21 protein-coding genes are annotated in these 22,679 nt (G+C 60.3%); 14 read left to right on the top strand and 7 right to left on the bottom strand.

Going from position 1 to position 22,679, the window contains the following annotated elements:
* Window positions 1-135: 135 nt before the first annotated feature.
* From cysT to RLW55_RS00570, 4 genes are read left to right on the top strand one after another with little or no spacing between them, the layout of a single operon-like run.
* Window positions 136-972, top strand: coding sequence for a sulfate ABC transporter permease subunit CysT (gene cysT / locus RLW55_RS00585; RefSeq protein ID WP_423415303.1), 837 nt, complete (start codon window positions 136-138; stop codon window positions 970-972).
* Window positions 972-1,865 carry a sulfate ABC transporter permease subunit CysW gene (gene cysW / locus RLW55_RS00580; protein ID WP_013946363.1) on the top strand — a complete coding sequence of 298 codons (894 nt, stop codon included), beginning with the start codon at window positions 972-974 and terminating at the stop codon, window positions 1,863-1,865. Before cysT ends, cysW begins: the two co-directional genes overlap by 1 nt.
* On the top strand, window positions 1,865-2,959 hold the full coding sequence (locus tag RLW55_RS00575; protein ID WP_409562322.1) for a sulfate/molybdate ABC transporter ATP-binding protein: 1,095 nt from the start codon (window positions 1,865-1,867) through the stop codon (window positions 2,957-2,959). The genes cysW and RLW55_RS00575 overlap by 1 nt, the downstream gene beginning before the upstream one ends.
* Window positions 2,956-3,894 (top strand): CysB family HTH-type transcriptional regulator, encoded by a 939-nt coding sequence (locus RLW55_RS00570; RefSeq protein WP_423415302.1) that lies wholly within the window; start codon window positions 2,956-2,958, stop codon window positions 3,892-3,894. The genes RLW55_RS00575 and RLW55_RS00570 overlap by 4 nt, the downstream gene beginning before the upstream one ends.
* Window positions 3,895-3,915: 21 nt before the next feature.
* Here the strand turns inward: RLW55_RS00570 and otnI are convergent, their stop codons facing one another.
* The 4 genes from otnI to RLW55_RS00550 all read right to left on the bottom strand — a co-directional run bounded on the left by otnI (window position 3,916) and on the right by RLW55_RS00550 (window position 7,725).
* Entirely contained in the window at window positions 3,916-4,704 is a 789-nt protein-coding gene (gene otnI / locus RLW55_RS00565) for a 2-oxo-tetronate isomerase (RefSeq protein WP_423415301.1), read from the bottom strand.
* 17 nt (window positions 4,705-4,721) lie between these two features.
* Window positions 4,722-5,690, bottom strand: coding sequence for a lipoyl synthase (gene lipA, locus RLW55_RS00560; protein WP_423415300.1), 969 nt, complete (start codon window positions 5,688-5,690; stop codon window positions 4,722-4,724).
* 156 nt (window positions 5,691-5,846) lie between these two features.
* Complete coding sequence (locus tag RLW55_RS00555) at window positions 5,847-7,010, bottom strand: L,D-transpeptidase family protein (RefSeq protein ID WP_423415299.1); 1,164 nt, start codon at window positions 7,008-7,010, stop codon at window positions 5,847-5,849.
* A 457-nt stretch (window positions 7,011-7,467) separates the two neighbouring features.
* Entirely contained in the window at window positions 7,468-7,725 is a 258-nt protein-coding gene (locus RLW55_RS00550; RefSeq protein WP_013946370.1) for a hypothetical protein, read from the bottom strand.
* A 161-nt stretch (window positions 7,726-7,886) separates the two neighbouring features.
* Here RLW55_RS00550 and RLW55_RS00545 point away from each other — a divergent pair, with 161 nt between their 5' ends.
* From RLW55_RS00545 to RLW55_RS00535, 3 genes are read left to right on the top strand one after another with little or no spacing between them, the layout of a single operon-like run.
* Window positions 7,887-8,312 (top strand): cupin domain-containing protein, encoded by a 426-nt coding sequence (locus RLW55_RS00545; protein ID WP_409562328.1) that lies wholly within the window; start codon window positions 7,887-7,889, stop codon window positions 8,310-8,312.
* 50 nt (window positions 8,313-8,362) lie between these two features.
* Entirely contained in the window at window positions 8,363-10,108 is a 1,746-nt protein-coding gene (gene ggt / locus RLW55_RS00540; RefSeq protein WP_423415298.1) for a gamma-glutamyltransferase, read from the top strand.
* A gap of 25 nt (window positions 10,109-10,133) precedes the next feature.
* Window positions 10,134-11,132: an FAD-dependent oxidoreductase gene (locus RLW55_RS00535; RefSeq protein WP_423415297.1), complete on the top strand. Its 999-nt coding sequence runs from the start codon at window positions 10,134-10,136 to the stop codon at window positions 11,130-11,132.
* Here the strand turns inward: RLW55_RS00535 and RLW55_RS00530 are convergent.
* Window positions 11,091-14,534, bottom strand: coding sequence for an acyl-[ACP]--phospholipid O-acyltransferase (locus RLW55_RS00530; protein WP_423415296.1), 3,444 nt, complete (start codon window positions 14,532-14,534; stop codon window positions 11,091-11,093). The two genes, RLW55_RS00535 and RLW55_RS00530, sit on opposite strands and share 42 nt — an antisense overlap.
* A gap of 168 nt (window positions 14,535-14,702) precedes the next feature.
* Here RLW55_RS00530 and thiS point away from each other — a divergent pair, with 168 nt between their 5' ends.
* The 7 genes from thiS (at window position 14,703) to RLW55_RS00495 (ending at window position 20,322) form a co-directional block, all read left to right on the top strand.
* Window positions 14,703-14,921 carry a sulfur carrier protein ThiS gene (gene thiS / locus RLW55_RS00525; protein ID WP_423415295.1) on the top strand — a complete coding sequence of 73 codons (219 nt, stop codon included), beginning with the start codon at window positions 14,703-14,705 and terminating at the stop codon, window positions 14,919-14,921.
* 33 nt (window positions 14,922-14,954) lie between these two features.
* A complete protein-coding gene (locus tag RLW55_RS00520) occupies window positions 14,955-15,770 on the top strand; it encodes a thiazole synthase (protein WP_409562333.1) in 816 nt (271 codons plus the stop codon).
* A gap of 28 nt (window positions 15,771-15,798) precedes the next feature.
* On the top strand, window positions 15,799-16,401 hold the full coding sequence (locus tag RLW55_RS00515; RefSeq protein ID WP_409562334.1) for a thiamine phosphate synthase: 603 nt from the start codon (window positions 15,799-15,801) through the stop codon (window positions 16,399-16,401).
* A gap of 120 nt (window positions 16,402-16,521) precedes the next feature.
* Window positions 16,522-17,574, top strand: coding sequence for a CHAD domain-containing protein (locus tag RLW55_RS00510; protein WP_423415294.1), 1,053 nt, complete (start codon window positions 16,522-16,524; stop codon window positions 17,572-17,574).
* Between the two features lie 40 nt (window positions 17,575-17,614).
* Window positions 17,615-18,676 carry a ferrochelatase gene (hemH, locus tag RLW55_RS00505; RefSeq protein ID WP_423415293.1) on the top strand — a complete coding sequence of 354 codons (1,062 nt, stop codon included), beginning with the start codon at window positions 17,615-17,617 and terminating at the stop codon, window positions 18,674-18,676.
* A 176-nt stretch (window positions 18,677-18,852) separates the two neighbouring features.
* Complete coding sequence (locus RLW55_RS00500; RefSeq protein ID WP_423415292.1) at window positions 18,853-19,833, top strand: SPFH domain-containing protein; 981 nt, start codon at window positions 18,853-18,855, stop codon at window positions 19,831-19,833.
* Window positions 19,834-19,869: 36 nt separating this feature from the next.
* Window positions 19,870-20,322, top strand: a complete 453-nt coding sequence (locus RLW55_RS00495) for an NfeD family protein (protein WP_024275399.1) — start codon at window positions 19,870-19,872, stop codon at window positions 20,320-20,322.
* A gap of 13 nt (window positions 20,323-20,335) precedes the next feature.
* Here the strand turns inward: RLW55_RS00495 and RLW55_RS00490 are convergent, their stop codons facing one another.
* Together RLW55_RS00490 and galU are read right to left on the bottom strand one after the other, a co-directional pair.
* Entirely contained in the window at window positions 20,336-21,367 is a 1,032-nt protein-coding gene (locus tag RLW55_RS00490; protein ID WP_414461908.1) for a KpsF/GutQ family sugar-phosphate isomerase, read from the bottom strand.
* A 302-nt stretch (window positions 21,368-21,669) separates the two neighbouring features.
* Window positions 21,670-22,566: a UTP--glucose-1-phosphate uridylyltransferase GalU gene (gene galU, locus RLW55_RS00485; RefSeq protein WP_423415291.1), complete on the bottom strand. Its 897-nt coding sequence runs from the start codon at window positions 22,564-22,566 to the stop codon at window positions 21,670-21,672.
* Window positions 22,567-22,679: the final 113 nt, after the last annotated feature.

The raw sequence follows: 22,679 nt of genomic DNA, 5'->3' as shown, positions 1-22,679 counted from the left end.
CTGTTCGCATTAGCAGAGGCGCGGAAATGATCCTCAATACGCAGATGTTGGGCACCGTGGTTGCCTGGGCGACGGTTCTGGCCGTCTCCGGCTTCATCGTTGCCGTCGCGCTTCTGGCCTAGGATTTAACGGGTCATGGCAAGCGCTTCACGCAAACGCGTCCTTCCGGGTTTCGGATTGTCGCTCGGGTTTACGCTCGCGTACCTGTCGCTAATCGTCCTTATTCCGCTGTCGGCCGTTTTCTTCAAAACCGCGACAATGTCGTGGGCTGAGTTTTGGTCAGCGGTCGCTACACCGCGAGTCGTCGCATCTTACAAATTGACGTTCGGCGCGTCGCTTCTTGCGGCTCTCATCAACGCGGTGTTCGGTTTGCTGCTTGCATGGGGATTGACGCGCTACACATTTCCCGGTCGCAAGGTCGTCGATGCGCTGATCGACCTGCCATTCGCTTTGCCGACGGCGGTCGCAGGCATCGCGCTGACCGCCATTTATGCGAAGAACGGCTGGATTGGCAGTCTCTTGGAGCCGTTAGGCATCAAGGTCGCGTTCACGCCGCTTGGTGTGCTTGTTGCACTGACGTTCATCGGCTTACCGTTCGTCGTCAGAACGGTGCAGCCAGTCCTCGAAGACCTTGAGACGGAATTTGAAGAGGCAGCGGCGAGCCTTGGTGCTAACCGCAGGCAGGCATTCCAACGCGTGGTTTTTCCGGCGTTGTTGCCTGCACTTCTGACGGGCTTCGCGCTGGCATTTGCGCGGGCCGTTGGAGAGTATGGCTCGGTGATTTTCATCGCCGGCAATATCCCGATGGTTTCGGAAATCACACCGCTGATCATCATCACGAAGCTTGAGCAGTTCGATTATCGCGGCGCTACGGCCGTTGCATCGGTGATGCTCGTCTTCTCGTTCATTCTGCTGTTGATCGTGAACGGCTTGCAGGCGTGGACGTCGCGCCGAACGGGGAGGGCGATCTGATGGCCGGTCTTGCTGGTACGTTCGATGCGCGTCTCGATGGGGCGCGAAAGTTCGAAGCCAATCCTGCGACGCGCGATGCTTTTTGGGTGAAAGCCGTCGTGCTCGGACTTGGCCTGACGTTCTTTGCAGTGTTCCTGCTGTTGCCATTGATTGCCGTGTTCGCCGAAGCCTTCCGCAAAGGCGTGGACACCTATTTTGCGTCTCTCGTCGAGCCTGATGCGCTGGCATCCATCAGATTGACGTTGTTGGCTGCTGCGATATCGGTGCCGTTAAATCTCGTCTTCGGCGTGGCGGCGGCATGGGCGATCGCGAAATTTCAGTTTCGCGGAAAAAATCTGCTCGTCACCCTGATCGATTTGCCATTTTCGGTATCGCCGGTCATCGCAGGCTTGATTTACGTGCTGATCTTCGGGCTGCAGGGCTGGTTCGGGCCTTGGCTCCGGGATCATGATATCAAGATCATATTCGCGGTGCCGGGCATCGTTCTGGCTACGATCTTCGTGACGTTTCCATTCATTGCGCGCGAGCTTATTCCGTTGATGCAGGCGCAGGGGCGGGACGAAGAGGAAGCAGCGGTTTCGCTTGGCGCCTCAGGTTTTCAGACGTTCCGGCGTGTCACGTTGCCGAACATCAAGTGGGCGCTGATCTATGGCGTGATCCTTTGCAATGCGCGCGCCATGGGTGAGTTCGGCGCCGTGTCGGTCGTGTCTGGGCATATTCGCGGCGAGACCAACACGATGCCGCTGCATGTGGAAATTCTCTACAACGAATATCAATTCGCGGCCGCGTTCGCGGTGGCGTCGCTGCTCGCTCTGTTGGCACTCGTGACGCTGGTGTTGAAGACTTACGTCGAATGGCGGGCAGGCCAGTCGGCTACCGAGGAGCATGGCTGATGAGCATCGAAGTTTTAGCCGTCAACAAGAACTTTGGTACGTTCAAGGCGCTTGACGATATTTCGCTGAAATTCCCGGACGGCGAGCTCGTCGCCTTGCTTGGCCCGTCGGGATGCGGAAAGACGACACTTCTGCGGGTGATTGCCGGGCTTGAACACGCCGACAGCGGACGAATATTGCTCGACGGTGTCGACGCGACGGACAAGGATGTGCGGCAGCGGCGCGTCGGGTTCGTGTTTCAGCACTACGCACTGTTCCGGCACATGACCGTGTTCGAGAATATCGCGTTCGGGCTGCGGGTTCGGCCGCGTCGCGAACGGCCGAGTGAGAAAGAGATACGCGCCAAAGTTACGCGTCTTCTTGAGCTTGTGCAACTTGGCTGGGTTGCAAACCGCTTTCCGTCGCAGCTTTCAGGCGGCCAGCGTCAGCGTATCGCCCTGGCGCGTGCGCTCGCGGTCGAACCGCGCGTTCTTCTTCTCGACGAACCGTTTGGCGCGCTCGATGCAAAAGTGCGCAAAGAGCTTCGTCGCTGGCTTCGCACGCTTCACGATGAGCTGCATATCTCGTCTATCTTCGTGACGCACGATCAAGACGAAGCGCTCGAAGTGTCGGACCGCATCGTGCTGATCAACAAGGGGCGAGTCGAGCAGATCGGTGCACCGGGTGAGATCTATCAGTATCCAGAGACGGCGTTCGCCTATGGCTTCATCGGATCCGTCAACGAATTTCGAGGGCGTGTCGAACAAGGCTACGTGCGCATCGGCGACGAGAGGCTTCGCATCGAAGACATGCATTTCTCCGACGGCCAGCAGGTCATTGCGTTCAGCCGGCCGCAGGACACTGAGATTGTTTCTTATGACCAGTCTGAGGACGGCGTATCGGCACGCATTAACCGAATTCTGGGCAACGGTGCGCTTGCGCGTGTGGAACTTATTGCTAACGGCGAGGCGCGAGAGGGCCGGAAGGAATTTTTTGAGGTGGAAATTCCGGGGCGCGAATTGCAATCACTCGGCCTTTCGGCCGGGCAACGTGTTAAACTCAAGGCACGCAAATTGCGTGTCTTCTCAGATCAGAACGGTAGCAACGCGTCGTGAATTTCCAGCAACTCCGCATTATTCGAGAAACGCTGCGGCGTAATTTCAATCTGACAGAAGTTGCGAATGCGCTCTACACGTCGCAATCCGGCGTCTCGAAGCACATTAAGGATCTCGAAGATGAGCTCGGCGTCGAGCTGTTCGTGCGCCGTGGCAAGCGGCTTCTGGGATTGACGGAACCGGGCAAGGAGCTGGCGCAGATCGTCGATCGCATATTGCTCGATACGGCAAACATCAAGCGGCTGGCGGATCAATTCGCAAAGTCGGATCGCGGTGAGATCACGATTGCGACGACACACACGCAGGCGCGGTATGCGTTGCCGGGGCCGATTGCAGCATTCCGAAAGGAGTTTCCCAACGTCCATATGATCCTGCAGCAAGGCACGCCGAAGGAAATCGCGGCTATGCTGAGCGATGGCACCGCGGACATCGGAATCGCGACCGAGGCGCTGGAAGACACGCCCGAGCATGTGTCGTTTCCATTCTACTCGTGGCACCACGCTGTGATTGTTCCAAAGGGGCATCCGCTCGACGACGGCGCTCCATTGACGCTCGATAAGATCGCCGAATGGCCGATCATCACGTATCACGAGGGTTTTACGGGACGTCCGGCAATCGATGCGGCGTTTGCGTCGGCCAATCTTGCTCCTGATATCGTCATGGCCGCGCTCGATGCCGATGTGATCAAGACGTATGTCGAGGTCGGGCTCGGCATCGGCATTGTCGCCTCAATGGCTTACGATGAACAACGGGACACAGGTCTCACTCTGCTCGACACGACGCATCTCTTTCCGCAGTCAACGTCTCGGATTGCGCTACGGCGCGGACGTTTTCTGCGGGGATTCGCCTATCGCTTCATCGAGCTTTGCGCGCCGGCGCTGACCGAGAAGGTCGTCAAGGCAGGGACGGCGGCGCCGACAGATGCGTCGGCATAAGCACGCCGATTTCGGTCCCCCTTAGCCGACGTGCGGTTTCAACGCGCGAAACCACGCCAAGCTCTCGAAGGTCGTCGTGCGGGGGCGGTATTCGCAGCCAATCCAGCCGGTATAGCCGATGCTGTCGAGATGCTTGAAGATGAACGGATAGTTGATCTCGCCGGTGCCGGGTTCATGGCGGCCGGGCGTATCGGCGATCTGCACGTGGGCGATCATCTTCAGGTATTTGTCGATGGTCGGGGTAAGATCGCCTTCCATGATCTGCATATGGTAGACGTCGTACTGCAGGCGGAGGTTTTCCGCTTCCACGCTTTCGACGATGTCGGCGGCCTTCGCCGTGGTGTCAAGAAAGTAGCCCGGAACGTCGCGGGTGTTGATGGCTTCGATCAGGAGCGTGATGCCGCTGTCGGCCAGCACATGCGCGGCATGGCGCAGGTTTTCGACATATGTCTTGCGCATGGCGCGTATGTCGCCGCCGACGGGGGCGACGCCGGCGAGGCAATGAAGCTGTTTGCAGCCGAGGGTCGTCGCGTATTTCGCCGCGCGGGTAACGCTGTCGCGGAATTCGCCGACAAGGTTCGGATAGATCGCGAGGCCGCGTTCTCCTGCCGACCAATTACCGGCGGGAAGATTGAATAGAGCGAGCTGCAACCCGTTGGCTTTGAGGCGGGCGCGGATGTCCTCGGCTTCGAAGTCATAGGGAAACATGAATTCCACGGCGTCGAAGCCCGCTGCTGCGGCGGCCTCGAAGCGATCGAGAAACGGCAGCTCGTTGAACAGCAGCGACAGGTTGGCCGCAAACTTCGGCATTGGTTTCTCTATTCGGGCTAAGGCGAGACGCGGGCGCGGTGGGCCGCTTTGAGGCGGCGGAAATCATCGCCTGCGTGGAAGGACGACCGAGTGAGTGGCGAGGCGGCGACGAGCAGAAAGCCTTTGGCGCGTCCGACTTGTTCGAGACCGGCAAACTCATCCGGCGGGACGTAGCGCTTGACCTCGGCGTGCTTGCGCGTCGGCTGCAGGTATTGTCCGACCGTCAGGAAATCGACGTCGGCGGAACGCAGATCGTCCATGACTTGTAGAACGTCTTCGCGTGTTTCGCCGAGGCCAACCATGATGCCCGATTTCGTGAAGACGCTCGAGTCGAGTTCCTTTGCTCGCTGCAACAGCCGCAGCGAATGGAAATAGCGCGCGCCGGGGCGAATTTTCAAATAGAGGCCCGGTACGGTTTCGAGGTTGTGATTGAAGACATCCGGGCGGGCTTCGATGACGATTTCAAGCGCGCCGTCCTTGCGCAGGAAATCCGGCGTCAGAACTTCGATGGTCGTCTCGGGAGACGCTGCGCGGATGGCATGGATCGTTGCGGCGAAATGGGCCGCGCCGCCGTCGCTCAGGTCGTCGCGATCGACCGACGTGATGACGATGTGCTCAAGGGCGAGTTTGGCGACGGCATCAGCGACGCGCTTCGGTTCGTCAGGATCGAGCGCGGTGGGCAATCCCGTTGCGACGTTGCAGAACGCGCAGGCGCGCGTGCAGACGCCTCCCATGATCATCATCGTGGCATGGCGTTTCTGCCAGCAGTCGCCGATGTTGGGGCAGGCGGCTTCTTCACAGACCGTGTGCAGGCGATGAGCGCGGACAATCGAGCGGGTTTCGTCGTAGCCCGTCGAGCCGGGGGCGCGCACGCGTAGCCAGTTCGGCTTGGGCAGCGCCGGGGTATCAGTATGCGAAGCTTTCTCGGGATGGCGCGGACGTGGCGGCATGCCGACGGTATCGAGCAGAGTGGTCAAGGTCGCCATCTGTCCAACTGAAGGTTGGCCGAGCATAGCCGCCGTGGCGGTCGGATTGCAACAAGACCTAGGGCTAGGCTGATCGGCGACAGACGCGGGGAAGGATAATAAAAAGGGCGGCTCGTGGGAGCCGCCCTTGCATTTTCAAGGCCGGATCGTGGCGGCTTATTGCACTCGAACCGATGCCTGCTGGACATGAGCAATTTCGCTGCTCGAAACCGATGCCTTAGTGGCACGAGGCGTCGCGTCGGATGCCCGTGTCGCAGCTGTCGGCTTGACAGGGTCCGGAACTGCAACCGTCGGATCCGTGGACGGATCGGAAGCCGAGGGGACTTTCGCGACGGCAGCGGCCGCCGGCTTCTTTTTGGCGGCCGAGGCGTTCGTTGCCTTCTTCTTCGGCGCGTCCGTCGGGGCTTGCTCTTCAATTACGGCGCGCGCTTCGTGAACCTTCTTTGCGGGCTTTTCCGCTTCGGCCTTCTTCTCAGGCACGAAATCGTCATCGTCCTTCGTGGCGTCGCGCGCGTTCTGCTGATCGTTCTGCGGCTCCGGTTCAGAGGCGGAAGCGGTCGCAACCGCCTTCTTCGGCTCGTCCCAGAAGAACAGGCTTTCGATGCCGCCGCCCGTCGATTGCTTGGCGGCCGTCTGCTCGGGCTGCTGGCTCTGGGCGGGCACCGCCGCTGCGGCCCGCGGGTTCGAGTCCTTGTCGGTATAGCGCGGCAGGTTGCTGCCATCCGAGATGGTCTGCGTCTTGAACTGCTGCCACGTGACCGTCACGCGCGTTCCGACCGGCACGCGCGGATAAAGGTCCAGCACGTCCTGGTTCGTCATGCGGATGCAGCCGTGCGAAACGGCCTGGCCGATGGTCCACGGCGCGTCTGTGCCGTGAATGCGATAGGCGCTGGAGCCCAGATACATCGCGCGAATACCGAGCGGGTTCATCGGATGGCCGCCGGGGACCCAACGCGGCAGGCGGGGGTTGTTGCGGACCATTTCAGGCGTCGGCGTCCACGGTGGGTTGACGCGCTTTGCCGAGACTTTGGTAACGCCTTGCCAGCGGGCTTCGCCGGTCGGGATGGCGACCGGGTAGGTCAGCGCAACGCCCGGCTTCATGATCCAGTAGAGGCGGCGATCGGAGAACGAGACGATGATCTGGCCCGGCTTATATTGCGGGTCGAAAGAGACGATGCTGCGGCCACCGCCATATTCAGGGCTGCCACCCCAGAGAAAATCGACGAGATCCTCGGCTTTGGCCGAAGACGCGGAAACCAGTCCGCCAGCCATGATGAGGGCGGCGAGAGCTAATCCGCTGAGGCGACGTGGCAGATTCATCGGGGGGATGCTCCGGTTTGGCAACAATAGTTAACAATGCACAGAACGGGTGATCATCCTGTGCGCCGAATTATGAAGAGCGGGTATAGTTCAGGACCGTTTTTATCGGCAGAGCAGGGAAGTCACAGTTGGGCGCCGATTGTGCTCGGATCGCTGACTTTCCAAGAGTTTTCGAAATTTTCGCACTGCGTGTTGCGGTTCGATGACGGGGACAGACGATGTTCGTTCTTTGTCTGAACCAGTGCGGGCTTCGATAGAGCTGCGGCGGGAACAAAATCGGAACACTGGCCGCGTTGTGCCGCGTCCGTTTTCGAGACGATTGTTCAGTATGGATTGCCGGTGTGTGCGGAAACACAGCAGCTGCGGCCGTAACTGGTAGGGCCTCAGGCATCATCGCGCGAAACCAGGCCGACGGAATTTGGCCGCGCGATGATGTCGGTCAGTCTACTATCGAGAGCTAGTTGCAGGCGTTCTGCCAGGAGGTGCACTGGGTGCCGAACGTGCCGGGCACACACTTGGTGTGAACCGGGCCTTTGCCGGTGCGGCCCTTACCCTCGATGATGTTCGCGAGACCGTGGGTCGACATGATAACGGCGAGGTCGTGGGTCAGGCCATCGCCGACCGCTGCAACTCTGACGCAACTGCCGGCCTGAGCCGTTACAGAAAGTGCACACGTTACTGCAGCCACTGCAAATCCGAGTTTCAATGAGCGCATTTGCCCCTCCAGATCGAAAATGGGTCTTCCCGGCCGGAAACTAGCGGGTGCGCATTCGAAAGACAGCCACTGTCAAAGCGCCATAAACAGGGGAATCGCGCCGCGTGCCGGATTTGCCACTGCGGGGTACTGTCGAGACCAGGAAACTCGAGGTTCTATTCATGAGCGAAAAACCGGAAGCTTCGGCGACGGGCCGTTTCGATATCGCCGAGGTCGCCGCGTCGTTTCCCGAGACAGCGACGACTCTGCTCGTCGATCGCTACCTCACGAACAGGGAGGCTGCGAGCGCGCGGGTTTTCCGCGTCTACAAGCCGACGCCGCCGCATTATCACGCCACGTGCGACGAGTATCTTTACGTGTTTTCAGGTCGCGGCACGTTCTGGATGAAAGATCCGGCGACGATTGCGGAATTCAGTCCCGGTCAGCTATTGTTCTTTGAGAAGGGGACGGTCCATGCGCTCCCCGATATCCTTGAAGGACCAGTGGTATTTCTTTCGGTCGATACGCCCCGGCGCGATCCCAAGGATATCATCTTCGTCAACCCTGAAGACGGAACGCCCGAGAGTTTCATCCAGCAAAGCTATTGATCTCCGCACGCGCTTTGGGCCGGGTGCGGTACACCCTCCCCGGAGATGGAATGACGTTTCGAATTTTACTCGCCGCTTCGTGTCTGCTTGTCGCTACCGTAGCGTCGGCGCAGGAATTTCGGCCGCCGCCTGAGGCTGCATCGGGAACAACCGAGAAAGCACTCGTTACCGCCAAACGGCATATGATCGCTGCAGCAGAGCCGCTGGCGGCGGAGACCGGCCGCGAGATTCTGCGTCGCGGCGGGTCCGCGGTCGATGCTGCAATCGCGGCTGAGATGGTGCTTGGGCTGGTCGAGCCGCAGTCGTCGGGGCTCGGCGGCGGGGCTTTCATCACGTACTGGGATGCGAAGACGCGTTCGGTCACGACGTACGACGGACGCGAAACGGCGCCTGCCGCCGCGAAGCCGGACCGCTTCCTGACCAAAGAAGGCAAGCCGATGGCCTTCGAAGATGCCGTTTTGTCGGGCCTAAGCGTCGGCGTGCCGGGCGTGTTGCGCGCTCTTTATGTGGCGCATGAAAAGCACGGCAAGCTGCCGTGGAAGGATTTGTTCGATCCGGCGATCAAGCTTGCGGAGAACGGCTTTCACGTTTCGCCGCGGCTTGCTGTTCTGCTTGCAAAAGACGACCCGCAAAACTTTGCGCCGGAAGCGCGCGCTTACTTTTACGAAGGCGGAACGCGCTCGCGCGCGGAAGGCGAATTGCTGAAGAACCCGGCATATGCCGCGACGCTTCGCTTGATCGCGGATAAGGGGCCGGAGGCTTTTTATTCCGGCGATATTGCCAATGCGATCGTTGCGGCTGTGCAAGGCGCGACAAGCATCAAAGGCGATATGACCGCCGCCGATCTCGCTTCGTACACCGCGCCGGAGCGGCCGCCGGTTTGTGTCGATTATCGCGGGCGTAAGGTCTGCGGGATGGGGCCGCCGTCGTCTGGCGGGTTGACGGTCGGCGCGGTGCTGAAGCTCATCGAACCGTTCCCGCAAGTGCAAGGTCCGGCTGCGGCGATGACCGCGCCAGCGCTGCACATCGTCTCGGAAGCTGAAAAGCTCGCGTATGCCGATCGCAACCGCTACATCGGCGATCCCGAGCGCATTCCTGTTCCCTCCGGTTTGCTTGACGATGGCTACCTCGCCGAGCGGAGGAAGCTGATCGATCCGAAGAGAGCGATGGAGAAAGCTGAGCCGGGTCTGCCGCCGGGACTCGCGAAGAAGACATTCGGCGTCGATGCGACGTATGAGGTGCCCGGCACGACGCAGATGTCCATCATCGACGATGATGGCAATGCGTTCTCGATGACGGCGACCATCGAGAGCGCGTTCGGTTCGCATCTGTGGGCGAAGGGATTCCTGCTCAACAACGAGCTGACGGATTTTTCGTTCAAGCCTGTCGACGATCATGGCATAGCTGTCGCTAACGCCGTCGAAGGTGGAAAGCGTCCGCGTAGCTCGATGGCGCCGACGATCGTGCTCGGCGCGGACGGAAATCCGGAGATCGTGACCGGCTCGCCCGGCGGGTCGCAGATCATTCTCTATGTCGTGAAGACGCTCGTTGCGATGATCGATTGGGATATGAACGCGCAACAGGCGGCGTCTCTGACCAACTTCGGCAGCCAGGGCGGACCGGTATTGATCGAGTATTCGCAGCCGATCCTTTGGCCCGCTTATGAACTTACGCTATACGGTCAGGCCGTCGCTGGCGCGACGATGACGTCGGGCGTCAATACGGTTGCGCGAGATGGCGCTTTGCTCAAAGGCGGTGCAGATCCGCGCCGCGAAGGCGTAGCGCTCGGCGATTGAGAGACAGCAACAGGCAGCTTTAGACGTGGGCAATTCGACCATCACCGTCGTCGGTGCAGGCATTTTCGGCCTTTGGCAAGCTTATACGCTGGCCAAAGCCGGCTATCGCATTCGCCTCATTGAAGAAAGTAGCGCGCCGTTTGCGCGGGCATCGAGCCGGTGGGCAGGCGCGATGATTGCGCCGGAATGCGAAGCCGAGGGCGCACCGCCGATCGTTCGCGATCTCGGCCGAGAGGCGCTGAAGATCTGGCGTGATGTGTATCCGGCGACGATCGACAACGGCACGCTCGTCGTGGCGCACGCGCGCGACGCAGGCGATCTGGCGCGCTTCCAAAACATGACCCAGGGACATGACCTCGTAGGTGCGGCGCGCATCGGCGAACTCGAACCTGCGCTCGCAGGCCGCTTCGAGCGCGGGCTCTATTTCGAGGCCGAGTCGCATCTCGATGCGCGGAAGGCACTGGATTGGCTTCTCGATCAAATTAAAGCGCTGGGCGGAGAGCTCCATCTCGGCGTGCAGTGGAACGGTAACGCGGACGGCATTGTCGTTGATTGCCGGGGTATCGGCGCACAAGGCGATCTCAAGCCTTTGAGGGGCGTGCGTGGCGAGCGCGTGCTTATCGAAACGCGTGATGTCGGCCTTTCGCGGCCAGTGCGGCTGTTACATCCGCGGCAGCCGATCTACGTCGTGCCTCAGGGCGACGGACGGTTTGTCGTCGGGGCGAGTGTCGTCGAGCGGGAGGACGACGGGCCGATGACGCTCAAGTCGGCGCTCGATCTTCTGGGTTCGGCGTATGCCTTGCACCCGGCGTTCGGCGAAGCGTCGGTTTTGGAGATGGGCGCGGGTGTCCGGCCTGCGTTTCCCGATAACGTTCCGCGCATCGTCGTCGAAGACGGCGGCAAAGTTATCCGCGTCAACGGCGCGTACCGGCACGGGTTCCTGCTGGCGCCGGTGCTCGCGCGCGAGGTGCTGGCTTACCTCTCAGACGGCCGGCGTGAGGGGCTTCTGTTCAGCGCTCCCTGACGTCGTCTGCTTTGCGGCAACCATCTCCTTGGCAAGCGCAAGGCTCGCGACATAATCGGGCTTGCCCGTGCCTAACAGCGGGATCTTGCTGACAACGAGAATTTCCGCCGGGACCATCAGCTCCGTCGCACCTTTCTGGCGAGCGAATTTCTGGAAATCTTCGCGCTTACATTTGGCGTCGGTTGTCAGCAGCACAAGGCGTTCGCCTTTGCGCAGATCGGGAAGCGCGACGACGACCGTCGTCTGCTGCGGCCAAAGTTCGGCGGCGAGAGCTTCGACGGCTGACAGCGAAATCATCTCGCCTCCGACCTTGGCGAAGCGCTTGGCGCGGCCCTTGATGAAGATGAAGCCCTGTGCGTCGATCTCGACGATGTCGCCGGTGTCATGCCAGCCTTCGGCCGGCGGTTCGAGGACGCCGGGATTTTCCGCGCGATAATAGCCGAGCATGACGTTCGGACCGCGGACGTAGAGGCGGCCGCCTTGCTCGATACCGGGCACGGCTTCGAGCTTGTAGTCCATCAGCGGCGACATGCGCCCAACGCTGTGCGCCTTGTTGGCAAGTGGGGTGTTTAGCGCGAGGACGGGCGCAGTCTCTGTAACGCCGTAGCCTTCGAGAATGCGTACGCCGAAGCGGTCCATGTAAAGCTGGCGCGTGCGGTCCTTGATGGCTTCGGCACCGGCAACGACCAAGCGTACGCGGGCGAAGTCGTAAGGGTGGGCGACCCGGGCGTAGCCCGTCAGGAAGGTATCGGTGCCGAACATGATCGTCGCGTTCGACTGATAGACGAGTTCCGGAATGATCCGATAGTGCAGAGGCGTCGGATAAAGAAAGATCGGCACGCCAGCGACGAGAGGCATCAGCACACCTGCCGTCAGCCCGAACGAATGAAAGACGGGAAGAGCGTTGAAGACCTTATCGGTGCCGTTGCAAGCGACCCGCGTCAGTGTCTGCGCGCAGTTCGCGAGCAGGTTGCGATGTGAAAGCACGACGCCCTTCGGCGTGCCTTCCGAACCTGACGTGAACAGAATGGCGGCCGGAGCGTTGTAATCGACCGCGACCTGCGGGCGGGTGCCCTGCATCAGGCCCTTGACCTTGTCGGCGAAGGTGATCGTCGGGCGAATGTCTTCGAGATAAACGACGCGCACGACGCCTTCGAGAGCTTTGATCAGCGGTTCGAGATGTCCCTTTTCGACGAACACACGCGACGTCAGAACGATGTCGACCTTCGCAGCCTTACACGCCGAGACGACGTTTGCAGGGCCTGCAGAGAAGTTCAGCATCGCAGGGACGCGGCCGATCGTCTGCAGCGCGAAGAACGTGACGACGACGCCAGCCGAGTTCGGTAACAGGACGCCGACGGATGATCCGACGGGCGGCAGCATTGGCGCGATCTTGGCGCCCAGCACCTGTGCGCCGACGATCAGCTTTTTGTACGTGAGCTTGGTGCCGAGAGGATCTTCGATGGCGGGCTTGCCGGTGTCGCGGGTCTGATGGGCAAGCACGAGTGCTTCGAACAGCGTCTGGTCGATCGGCGTCGTCAGCACGGCGGTGTCGGTCATGATGTCTTGTAAGGCCGCTCCCGCTGCCTGACGTCGGGCTTTGCCGCGAAGGGCCGGATCGATCTTGAGCCAGACGGGCGGCAGGATCGTCACCGTCGTTTTCGGGAACCAAGCTTTGCGTGTTTGCGCTTTGCTGAGGTAGCCGAAGTGCGAGCGTTCGAGTCCATCGATGCGCACAGGGATAATCGGCGCGTCGGCTTTGTCGGCAATCATGGCGGTGCCGTCGTAGACTTTCATCAGGCCGCCGGTGACGGTCAGTCGACCTTCCGGAAAGATGACGATGGAAGTTCCTTCTTTGACCGCGGTGATGAGGCCGCGCATGCCGAGCGGGCGTGTCGGGTCAATGGTGTAGAAACGCGTGAGCTTCAGGAACGGCTTTGCCCACCATGTTTGCGCAATCATCGTGTCGACGGCATAGGCCGTGTGCGACGGCACCAAGGCGTGCATGAGGCCCGCATCGAGCAGGCTGACGTGGTTTGGCGCGATGATCGCGCGCTCGCCGGCCTTGGGAAGGTTTTCGCGGCCGTGCACTTCGAGCCCAAAGAACGTCTTGAACAGGAACAGGCTCACATCCTTCACGCCCTCGGCGCCCCACGCGCGCAGGACGAGTGCGACGACGACGATGTTGGCGAGGCCGAGGCCCGCATAAAGCGTGGCGACGGAAATTTTTTCGAACTGCAGAGCGGCGATCAGCAGGCCGACAACGGTCATAAACGCAGCCGAAAGGACGTTACAGCCTGCGATGACGCGCGAGCGGTGATCGACCGGCGACCAAGCCTGCACCGCGGCAAACGCGGGCACGATGTAGAAGCCGCCCGCGATTGCGATGCCTGCGAGATCGATAAGCATGTGGAGTCCGCCGAGCGTCGTGAGCACGTCCCACGGCGTCATTGGCGTCGCGGCGGGCTGTATTCTTGAAGCGAGCCAAGCGAGATCAAGCAGGAAAATGCCCATCAGCAGAGCGCCGATCGGAACGAGGGCGAGGTTCGGGCGGTTGGAGCTGGCGCGGGCGGCGACGACCGATCCGAAAGCGACGCCTACCGCGAATGTGAAAAGCGCCAACGTATAAACGGAGGGTGCGCCGTTCAGCACCTGAGGAATGAGGTTCTGCAGCAGCGCAAGAACGCCTGCACCGACGAGCCAGAACCATGAGGTGATCAGTCCGCCTTGCCAGATGCGTTTGTCGCTGCGCAGATCTTTCAGCAACGTGATCGTCGAGGTTGCGATGTTTCTGTCGATCTTGAGATCGGGCACGGATGACGGCGCTGGCGGGATCTGGCGTGCGGACAGCCAGCCCAGAACCGAAATGCAGATGATGGCGCAGGAGACCGCGATCAGCTCCGCGTGGCTGCCGGACGCGAAGTTACCGCCGACGGTGCCGATCAGAATGGCGATAAACGTTGCGCCTTCGATCAAGGCGTTGCCAGATGGCAATTCCTTCACTTCGAGGTGTGATGGTAGCAGGCCGTATTTCACCGGTCCGAAAAAGGCGCTCAGGGTGCCGAACAGGATCAGCGCAACGAACAGCAATGGCACGGATGGGATCAGGAAGCCCGCGGCGGCAGCGACCGCAATTGGAATTTCGATCAACCGGACGCGCGCTGCGACTTTAGCCTTATCGAACTTGTCGGCCAGCTGGCCCGCGAGTGCAGAGAAGAGGAAGAACGGCAGCACGAGCGCGGCGCCTGCCAGTGTGCCCAACGCCGGGCCGTTCTCCATCGCCAGCTTGTAGACGACGAGCATGGCCAACGCGTTCTTGAGCAGATTGTCGTTGAGCGCCGCCAGCAGTTGGCTCCAGAACAGCGGCGCGAAACGGCGCGACGACAACAGGCGGGCAAACATGTGCGGGCGGTCCTTGTTCTGCGAAGCGGAGAGATGGAAGGGAGCAATGCGGCGGATTGGCGGGGCCTTTTTGATCGATTTTGACGATATGAGGTAAAAATTCGGCATGCGCTCTGGTAAACGATGTTGAAATTCCCATGTCCGGCGATCAGGTCAGAAGATAGGGCGATGGTACAACACGAGGCCAGGATCGAACTGGTCGTCAACGGCCGAAAAACCGAAAGCGTGGCCCGTACGCTTGCAGCTCTGATCGACGAGCAGGGGCTTGCCGGTGCCAAGGTCGCGACCGCGCTTAATGGCCAGTTCGTGCCCGAGGCACGGCGTGCTACGACGGCGCTCGACGGCGGCGATCGGGTTGAGATCGTTTCCGCGCGCCAAGGTGGTTAGATCTGGGCGGCTAGATGAGGCCTTTGGGTCGATATGAACATTCGTGACGACAAGCTGCACACGGCGCAGAGCTTTTTGATCTACGGCGAGACGGTTGCATCGCGGCTTTTGCTCGGAACGGCGGGTTATCCGTCTCCGGCAATCCTGAAAGGGGCGGTTACGGCTTCGGCTGCAAGCGTCGTGACGGTGTCGCTGCGTCGTGAGGCAGCCGGTGGCAAGCTTGGCGAGAGGTTTCTCGAAATCATTCGTGATCTCGGTGTGCGCGTGCTGCCGAACACGGCCGGGTGCCGGACGGCGGGCGAGGCGATTACGACCGCGCAAATGGCGCGCGAGCTGTTCGATACGACTTGGATCAAGCTCGAAGTGATCGCAAACGATGACACGTTGCAGCCCGACGTCTTCGGGTTGGTGGAGGCCGCCGGCGTGTTGGCGCGCGACGGCTTCAAGGTGCTTCCTTATACGACGGAAGATCTGTCGGTTGCTGAGCGTCTGCAGCGTGCTGGATGCGAGGTCATCATGCCGTGGGGCGCGCCGATTGGCAGCGGACGCGGTTTGGCCAACGCTCCGGCGCTAAAGAGTTTGCGGGCTTATTTCCCTGACGTTACGCTCGTCGTCGATGCGGGCATCGGCGCGCCGTCCCATGCGGCGTTGGCGATGGAGCTAGGCTACGACGCGGTGCTGCTCAATACGGCAGTCGCCAAGGCTGCCGATCCGGTGCGCATGGCGGCCGCTTTCGCAGCTGCGATTCAGGCGGGACGACTGGGATACGAAGCTGGTCTCATTCCGGCGCGTGATATGGCCGTGCCCTCAACGCCCGTCGCAGGCACGCCGTTTTTCGATCTCGATTGAGTAGCGGCGGTATCAGAGTTTTCTGCAGATGATCCTCGATCGCTTTTATCCCATCGTGCCGGATGTCGGCTGGCTTGAGCGCATCGTGCCTCTCGGCGTGACGTTCGTGCAGCTTCGGATCAAGGACGCGTCCGCCGCGGATGTTGCGGCGCAAGCCAAACGCGCCAATGCGTTTTGCAAGGAGCATGGCTGTACGCTGGTGCTCAACGACTATTGGGAAGCAGCGCTGGACGCGGGCGTCGGTTTTATCCATTTGGGACAGGACGATCTGCGCGACGCTGACCTCGAAGCCATCAAGCTCGCGGGGATCAAGCTCGGGATCTCGACGCACGATATTGTCGAACTCGATAACGCGCTGGCGGCCGAACCTGATTATGTGGCGCTCGGGCCGATCTACGAAACGAAGCTGAAGGCGATGCCTTGGGCTCCGCAAGGTCTTGATAAAATTAAGGAATGGCGGCGCAGGATCGGCGCATTGCCACTCGTTGCAATCGGCGGTTTGACGCCTGAGCGTGCGGCCGGAGTATTAGAAGCGGGCGCTGATAGCCTCGCCGTGATTACTGATTTCTTTACGGCCGCCCGCCCCGATGAGCGGATCGAACTCTGGTTGCGACAGTTGCAAACTCGATAGACGGACGAATTTCGTGTTAACCAGGACCTTGTCAGCGCACTCGTTTATGACAGTTTTGTGTGGTTCGAATTTACGCTAACGATTTCCCGTCCTCGCCCGAGTTCAGAGCCGTTTCTGCGTATGCCGTATCGCTTCAAAACCCATGAGCCTGTTGAAAAAGGCTTTCGCCGGATTGCGCGTGAGCAGTTGGACGCCGCCTTGGCTGAACTCGCAGGGGCGGATGTCGGGGCTAAAAACGTCCACGAGTGCCGTAAGTCGCTGAAGCGGCTGCGCTCGCTGGTGCGGTTATCCGCCGGCGCCATCGGCGGCGATAAGGCTCGGCAGCGGAATAAGGCGCTGGGTGAGATTGCCAGACTGCTGTCGGCGCGCCGCGATCGCACAGTCATGCTGGAGACAATCGCCAAACTTTCGAATGATGTTGCGAATGCTGCAGCGTCGCTTGCGCCGCTGAAGTTGGCGCTGACGGCCGAGACGCCAGACGGGCCGGAAACGCTTGAGCCCGATATTGCGCGCAGGGCGCAGCATCTGTTGGAGCGTGAAGCCGCAAAGTTTGCGAAGATGCCCTTCAGCAAGCGTGGCTTTGCAGCGCTCTCCGGAGGGCTCGAGGAAAGCTATCGCAAAGGGCGGATGGCATCGAAGTATGCCTACGAAGAACCGACCGACGAGAATTTTCACGATCTGCGCAAGGCAGTGCAATGGCATTGGCGGCAGATGTCGCTTTTGTCGAAGGCGTGGCCCGATGAATTTGCCGTCAGGGCGCACGCGGCACGCGAACTCTCGCAGTTGCTCGGCGACGATCATGATCTGGCGGTACTGATTGCAGCGGCGGCCAAATCTCCAGCAATGACCGATGAGCAGAAAGATGCCGCAGTAACGCTCTGCCGGCAGCAGCAGCAACTCTTGCGCGCCACAGCGGAATATCGCGTCAAACGCCTCTTTGCCGAGAAGTCCGACGCTTTCGTTGGCCGCGTGGCATCCTATTGGCGCTGCAGCCGTTCTATCGATCCGCAGCTTGAAGTCCAGCCTCCTTCGGGCCAAGTAGGTGTTCAGGACGAAGCTGCGCCGGTTGCGGCGGAAGTCCGGGATCTGGCACCGGAATTACGGCCTGCTCCGGCGAAGCCGAGAGTGGCCGCGAAAGACGAAAGACGTACCCCGTCGAAGCGCCGGGCCTGATCCTGTAGGATCGCAATAAACGCCGGCGTTGGGAGAGCGGATGAACGAAGTTCCGAAACAAGGCAATTTCGCTAGCGAGCCGGTCGCGTTGCCGCGAGAGCATCCACCCGTCGCGCTCGGCCGCATCGGCGTTCTGCTGCTCAACCTCGGTACGCCGGATGGCACCAGCTATTGGCCGATGCGCCGTTACCTCAAGGAGTTTCTATCCGACGACCGCGTGATTGAGGAACCCAAGTGGAAATGGTGGCCGATCCTCAATCTTATCATCTTGACGACGCGCCCGTCGCGCAAAGGTCGCGACTACGCGACGATCTGGAATAACGAAAAGAACGAAGGTCCGCTGAAGACGATCACTCGCAATCAGGCCGAGCGGTTGGCGCAGCGGCTCGGCAACGATCCGCGTGTCATCGTCGATTGGGCGATGCGCTACGCAAATCCGTCGACAGAAAGCCGGATCAAGGCGCTGAAGGACCAGGGCTGCGATCGTATTCTGCTGGTCCCGCTTTATCCGCAGTATTCTGCGGCGACGACGGCAACGGCGAATGATCAGGCATTCAGGGCCTTGATGAAGATGCGTTGGCAGCCGGCGATCCGGACGTCGCCGAGCTATCACGATCATCCGGCATATATCGAGGCTCTGGCGACGTCGATGCGCGCGGAGCTTTCGAAGCTCGATTTCGAGCCCGAGAAAATCATCGCGACATTTCACGGTATGCCGGAGAAGTATTTCGCGGCTGGCGATCCGTATCATTGCCAATGCCAGAAAACGTCGCGGCTTTTGCGCGAGAAATTGGGAATTCCGGAAAGCCGGTGGTTGACGACATTCCAATCGCGTTTCGGTACCGATCCCTGGCTGCAGCCCTATACCGACAAGACCGTCGAAGCATTGGCGAAATCGGGTGTGAAAAAGATCGCACTCGTCGCGCCGGGTTTTTCTGCCGATTGTCTCGAAACGCTTGAGGAACTTGATCGCGAGAACCGGCATATCTTCGAGTCGAACGGCGGAGAAAAATTCGCCTATTTGCCGGCTCTCAATGATAGTCCCGAAGGGGTGGACGTTATTGAAGCGGTCGTTCGACGCGAGCTGGCGGGATGGCTTTAGACACTGGAAAGTGGCCAATACTTCTTATTGGCCACTAATTCTTGTTCAATTTCCTGCTTTTTACTGCCATATATCGATATATTACCCAATATTTACCGAATGTTTGTTTCCGAGACTTAAACCTGACGCGCGAATTTCCCATTTTCATTTCGATTCGCTCGTGAGGGGAGGACGGCATGTCCGATTTCGGCGGTTTCGGTTTTTTTGGCTTTATCCTTTTGGCGGCTGCGATCTGGGGGCTTTGGTCGACTGTCAAAATCGTTCCTCAGGGTTCGAACTTCACAGTCGAGAACCTTGGCCGTTACACGCGGACGCTGGTTCCGGGAATGCATATTCTGATCCCCATTCTCGAAAAGGTGACACACAGGCTGAACATGAAAGAACAGGTGATGGATATTCCGAGTCAGGATGTCATCACCCGCGACAATGCGATGGTGACGGTTGACGGCGTTGCCTTCTATCAGATCCTGAATGCGGCCAAGGCGGCCTATGAAGTCGATAATCTCGAACGTTCGATCATCAACTTGACGATGACGAACATTCGTACAGTGATGGGTTCGATGGATCTCGACGAACTGTTGTCGAACCGCGATCAGATCAATCACCGGCTGTTGCAAGTCGTGGACGCCGCCACCGAGACGTGGGGCGTGAAGGTGACGCGCATCGAGATCAAGGACATCGCGCCGCCGCGGGACCTCGTTGACAGCATGGCCCGGCAGATGAAGGCCGAGCGCGAGAAGCGCGCGCAGATCCTTGAATCCGAAGGTCTTCGCCAGGCGGCCATTCTGAAAGCCGAAGGCGAAAAGCAAGCCGTCGTTCTGGAAGCGGAGGGCCGACGCGAGGCTGCCTATCGTGATGCGGAGGCTCGTGAGCGTGCCGCGGAAGCCGAAGCCAAGGCCACGAAAATGGTCTCCGACGCCATCGCGGGTGGAAACGTACAGGCGATCAACTACTTCGTCGCAAACAATTATATGAAGGCGCTCGAAGCCTTGGCGAAGTCCCCGAACCAGAAGATCATTATGATGCCGCTTGAAGCGTCGTCGGTCATCGGATCGCTCGGCGGCATCGCGCAGATTGCGGGCGAAGCATTTGGCGGCGATGCTCCGAAGTCGTCGCCGCCGCGTACGCCGCGCTCTGGCTCGGTACCGACGACATAAGGCCAGGGCTTACTCGCAGAGGGAGCGATGGCGTCAATGGAAAGTCTTTCGTCACTGATCGGACAATTCGGGGCTTGGCTCTGGTTCGCGCTGGCCGTCGTTCTGTTCATTATGGAATCGATCGTTCCCGGCGTGCACTTCGTATGGTTCGGATTGTCGGCCTCAATCGTCGGCGTTATCGGCCTGACGACGCCGCTCGCCTGGGAGTGGCAGCTTATTGCGTTCGCGCTGATCGCCATGGCGGCAGTGTTCTGGGTTCGGCACAAGAGCCGTGAAGAGTCGGCGCATCCTGACGTTGCCGATCTCAACATTCGCGGCGCGCAGTATATCGGCCGTATCGTGACGATTGAGGATGCGATCGTCAACGGACGCGGGAAGGTCCGGGTCGGCGACACCGTCTGGGTGGCGAAAGGCGAGGACGGCCCTAAGGGCGCCAATGTCAAAGTCACGGGCGCTGACGGCACCGTGCTCGTCGTTTCACGGGTTTGATGCGCCGCAGCTCCTAGGCGACGCCGACGCGCAGCAGATCGTGGACATGGACGATGCCCACGGGCTTTTGCTTGTCGACGACGAAGAGCGCCGTTATCCGCGAGGAATTGATGAGTTCCAGAGCGGCTGATGCCAGCAACGTCGGTGCAATGGTTTTGGGCTTGGCGGTCATGACGTCATTGACGCTGGCCCGAAGCAAGTCCGGCCCCATATGGCGACGCAAATCGCCATCGGTGATGACGCCGATGAGCTTGCCGTCGGCGTCGGTGACACCGACGCAGCCGAAGCTTTTCGCCGTTATCGCAACAAGCGCATCCGCCATCGAAGCGCCAGTCTCGATCAGCGGCATCCGCTCATTCTGGTGCATGACGTCGGAAACGTATTTGAGGTTGGCGCCGAGAGAGCCGCCAGGATGGAAGATCTTGAAATCGTGGGCGGTGAAGCCGCGCGCATCGAGAAGCGCGATGGCAAGGCTGTCGCCGAGGGCGAGCTGAATGGTCGTCGATGTCGTCGGCGCAAGGCCGTGGGGGCAGGCTTCCTTCACACGCGGCAGCTGCAGAACGACGTCCGCCTGTTTGCCAAGAGCAGAGTTTGCCTGCGATGTGATGGCGATGAGCGGTACCGCGAAGCGCCGCGAATAAGTGATGATCGGTTTGAGTTCGACCGTTTCGCCCGACCAGGAAAACGCGACGATGATGTCGGACTTCGTGATCATGCCGAGATCGCCGTGGGAGGCTTCGCTCGGATGGACGAAGAACGCGGGGGTACCGGTCGATGCGAAAGTCGCGGCAATCTTCTGGGCGACGTGGCCGCTCTTGCCGATGCCCGTTACGATGACGCGACCGTCGACGGCCTTCAGCCGGCCGACGGCTTCGTCGAAAGCGGCGGAGAGGGGGCCAGCGATATCGTGCGCGACCTGGGCGAGCCCTTCGGCCGCGAGATTGAGTGTACGAAGGGCGGACGAAATCGGTGTCGCCTCGCCGGAGACAACCTCTGCTTCCTGTCGCTCAATTTCAGGTAACTGGAATGGAATGACCCGTTGCATGCGCTCTATGTCCCCCGTTCGCCTGCCGCGTCTGCCTGAACATAAAGGACCCGGCGGCTTGGCGTTAACACTTTTCGCGTTCTAGGGCTGTCCATGCAAGTCCAGCGGCGCCGCAGCCGTGCATTAACCAAGTGTTTTCAGGGGAGGACGCGCGGCCGCGGGGGCTAAGCGAAGCTTTGCACTGTTGATGGGCGGCCGATTGCGCCACCCTCTTTGTCTGTGGCGGCGCAATGGTAGCGAAGGTCGGCGTTCTCTGATTCGCGTAGGGAATTGCCCGGGAGAACACCCGGCAGACCGATCGCTCAGACGTTTGTGCCGATGAGACGCTTGAGCTCGCGGCGGAAGTCCTTTTCGAGGTCATCGCGTTCGAGAGCGATGGCGACATTGGCGGTGAGGAAGCCAAGCTTGGAGCCGCAGTCGTAGATATCGCCGTCGAAACGCACGGCATGGAACGGTTGTCCGGCGCCGTTCATCATAGCGATCATGGAGTCCGTCAGCTGAATTTCGCCCCCGGCGCCGCGCTCTTGCTTCGCGAGGAGATCGAATACTTCAGGCTGCAGGACGTAGCGGCCGGTAATGTGCAAATTGGACGGTGCCGTACCGGGCTTGGGCTTCTCGACCATTTCCGTGATTGCGGAGACTTTGGCCTTCACATCCTTGACGCCGACGATACCGTACTGGTGCGTCTGATCTTCGGGGACTGGCGCGACCGCAATCACATTGCCGCCGGTTTGCGAATAGGCGTCGATCATGTCGGCGAGGCAGGACGTGCGTCCATGGTGAAGCATGTCGGGCAGAAGCAACGCGAACGGTTCATTGCCAACAAGCTCGCGGGCGCACCAAACGGCATGGCCTAGCCCGAGCGGCGCCTGCTGACGCGTGAAGCTCGTCTGACCCGCTTGCGGCAGGTCGCGTTCGAGGGCCTCAAGCTCCTTTTTCTTACCGCGCGTTGCGAGCGTCGCTTCAAGCTCAAACTGTTTATCGAAATGGTCTTCGATGACGCCTTTGTTCCGTCCAGTGACGAATATGAAATGCTCGATGCCGGCGGCGCGCGCCTCATCGACGACGTGCTGCAGCACAGGACGGTCGACGACCGTCAGCATTTCCTTTGGCACGGCCTTGGTTGCAGGCAGAAACCGGGTGCCGAGACCGGCAACAGGAAATACGGCTTTGCGAATTGGTTTCTTGATAGCGTTCATCAGATGCTCCAAGTGCGCCGGCTCGCGCTCCAGGTTCAATTGTTTACGATTTTGGATTTAAAGCGTGCCCGAAAGACGAAGTTGTCGCGCAGAATTATGAATGAGTTATTTGC

It is taken from the genome of Hyphomicrobium sp. B1 (assembly GCF_049532635.1).
Classification (GTDB): Bacteria; Pseudomonadota; Alphaproteobacteria; order Rhizobiales; family Hyphomicrobiaceae; genus Hyphomicrobium_B.
The sequence above is the reverse complement of the archived record's forward strand: the minus strand, read 5'-3'. Positions and strand labels throughout refer to the sequence as shown.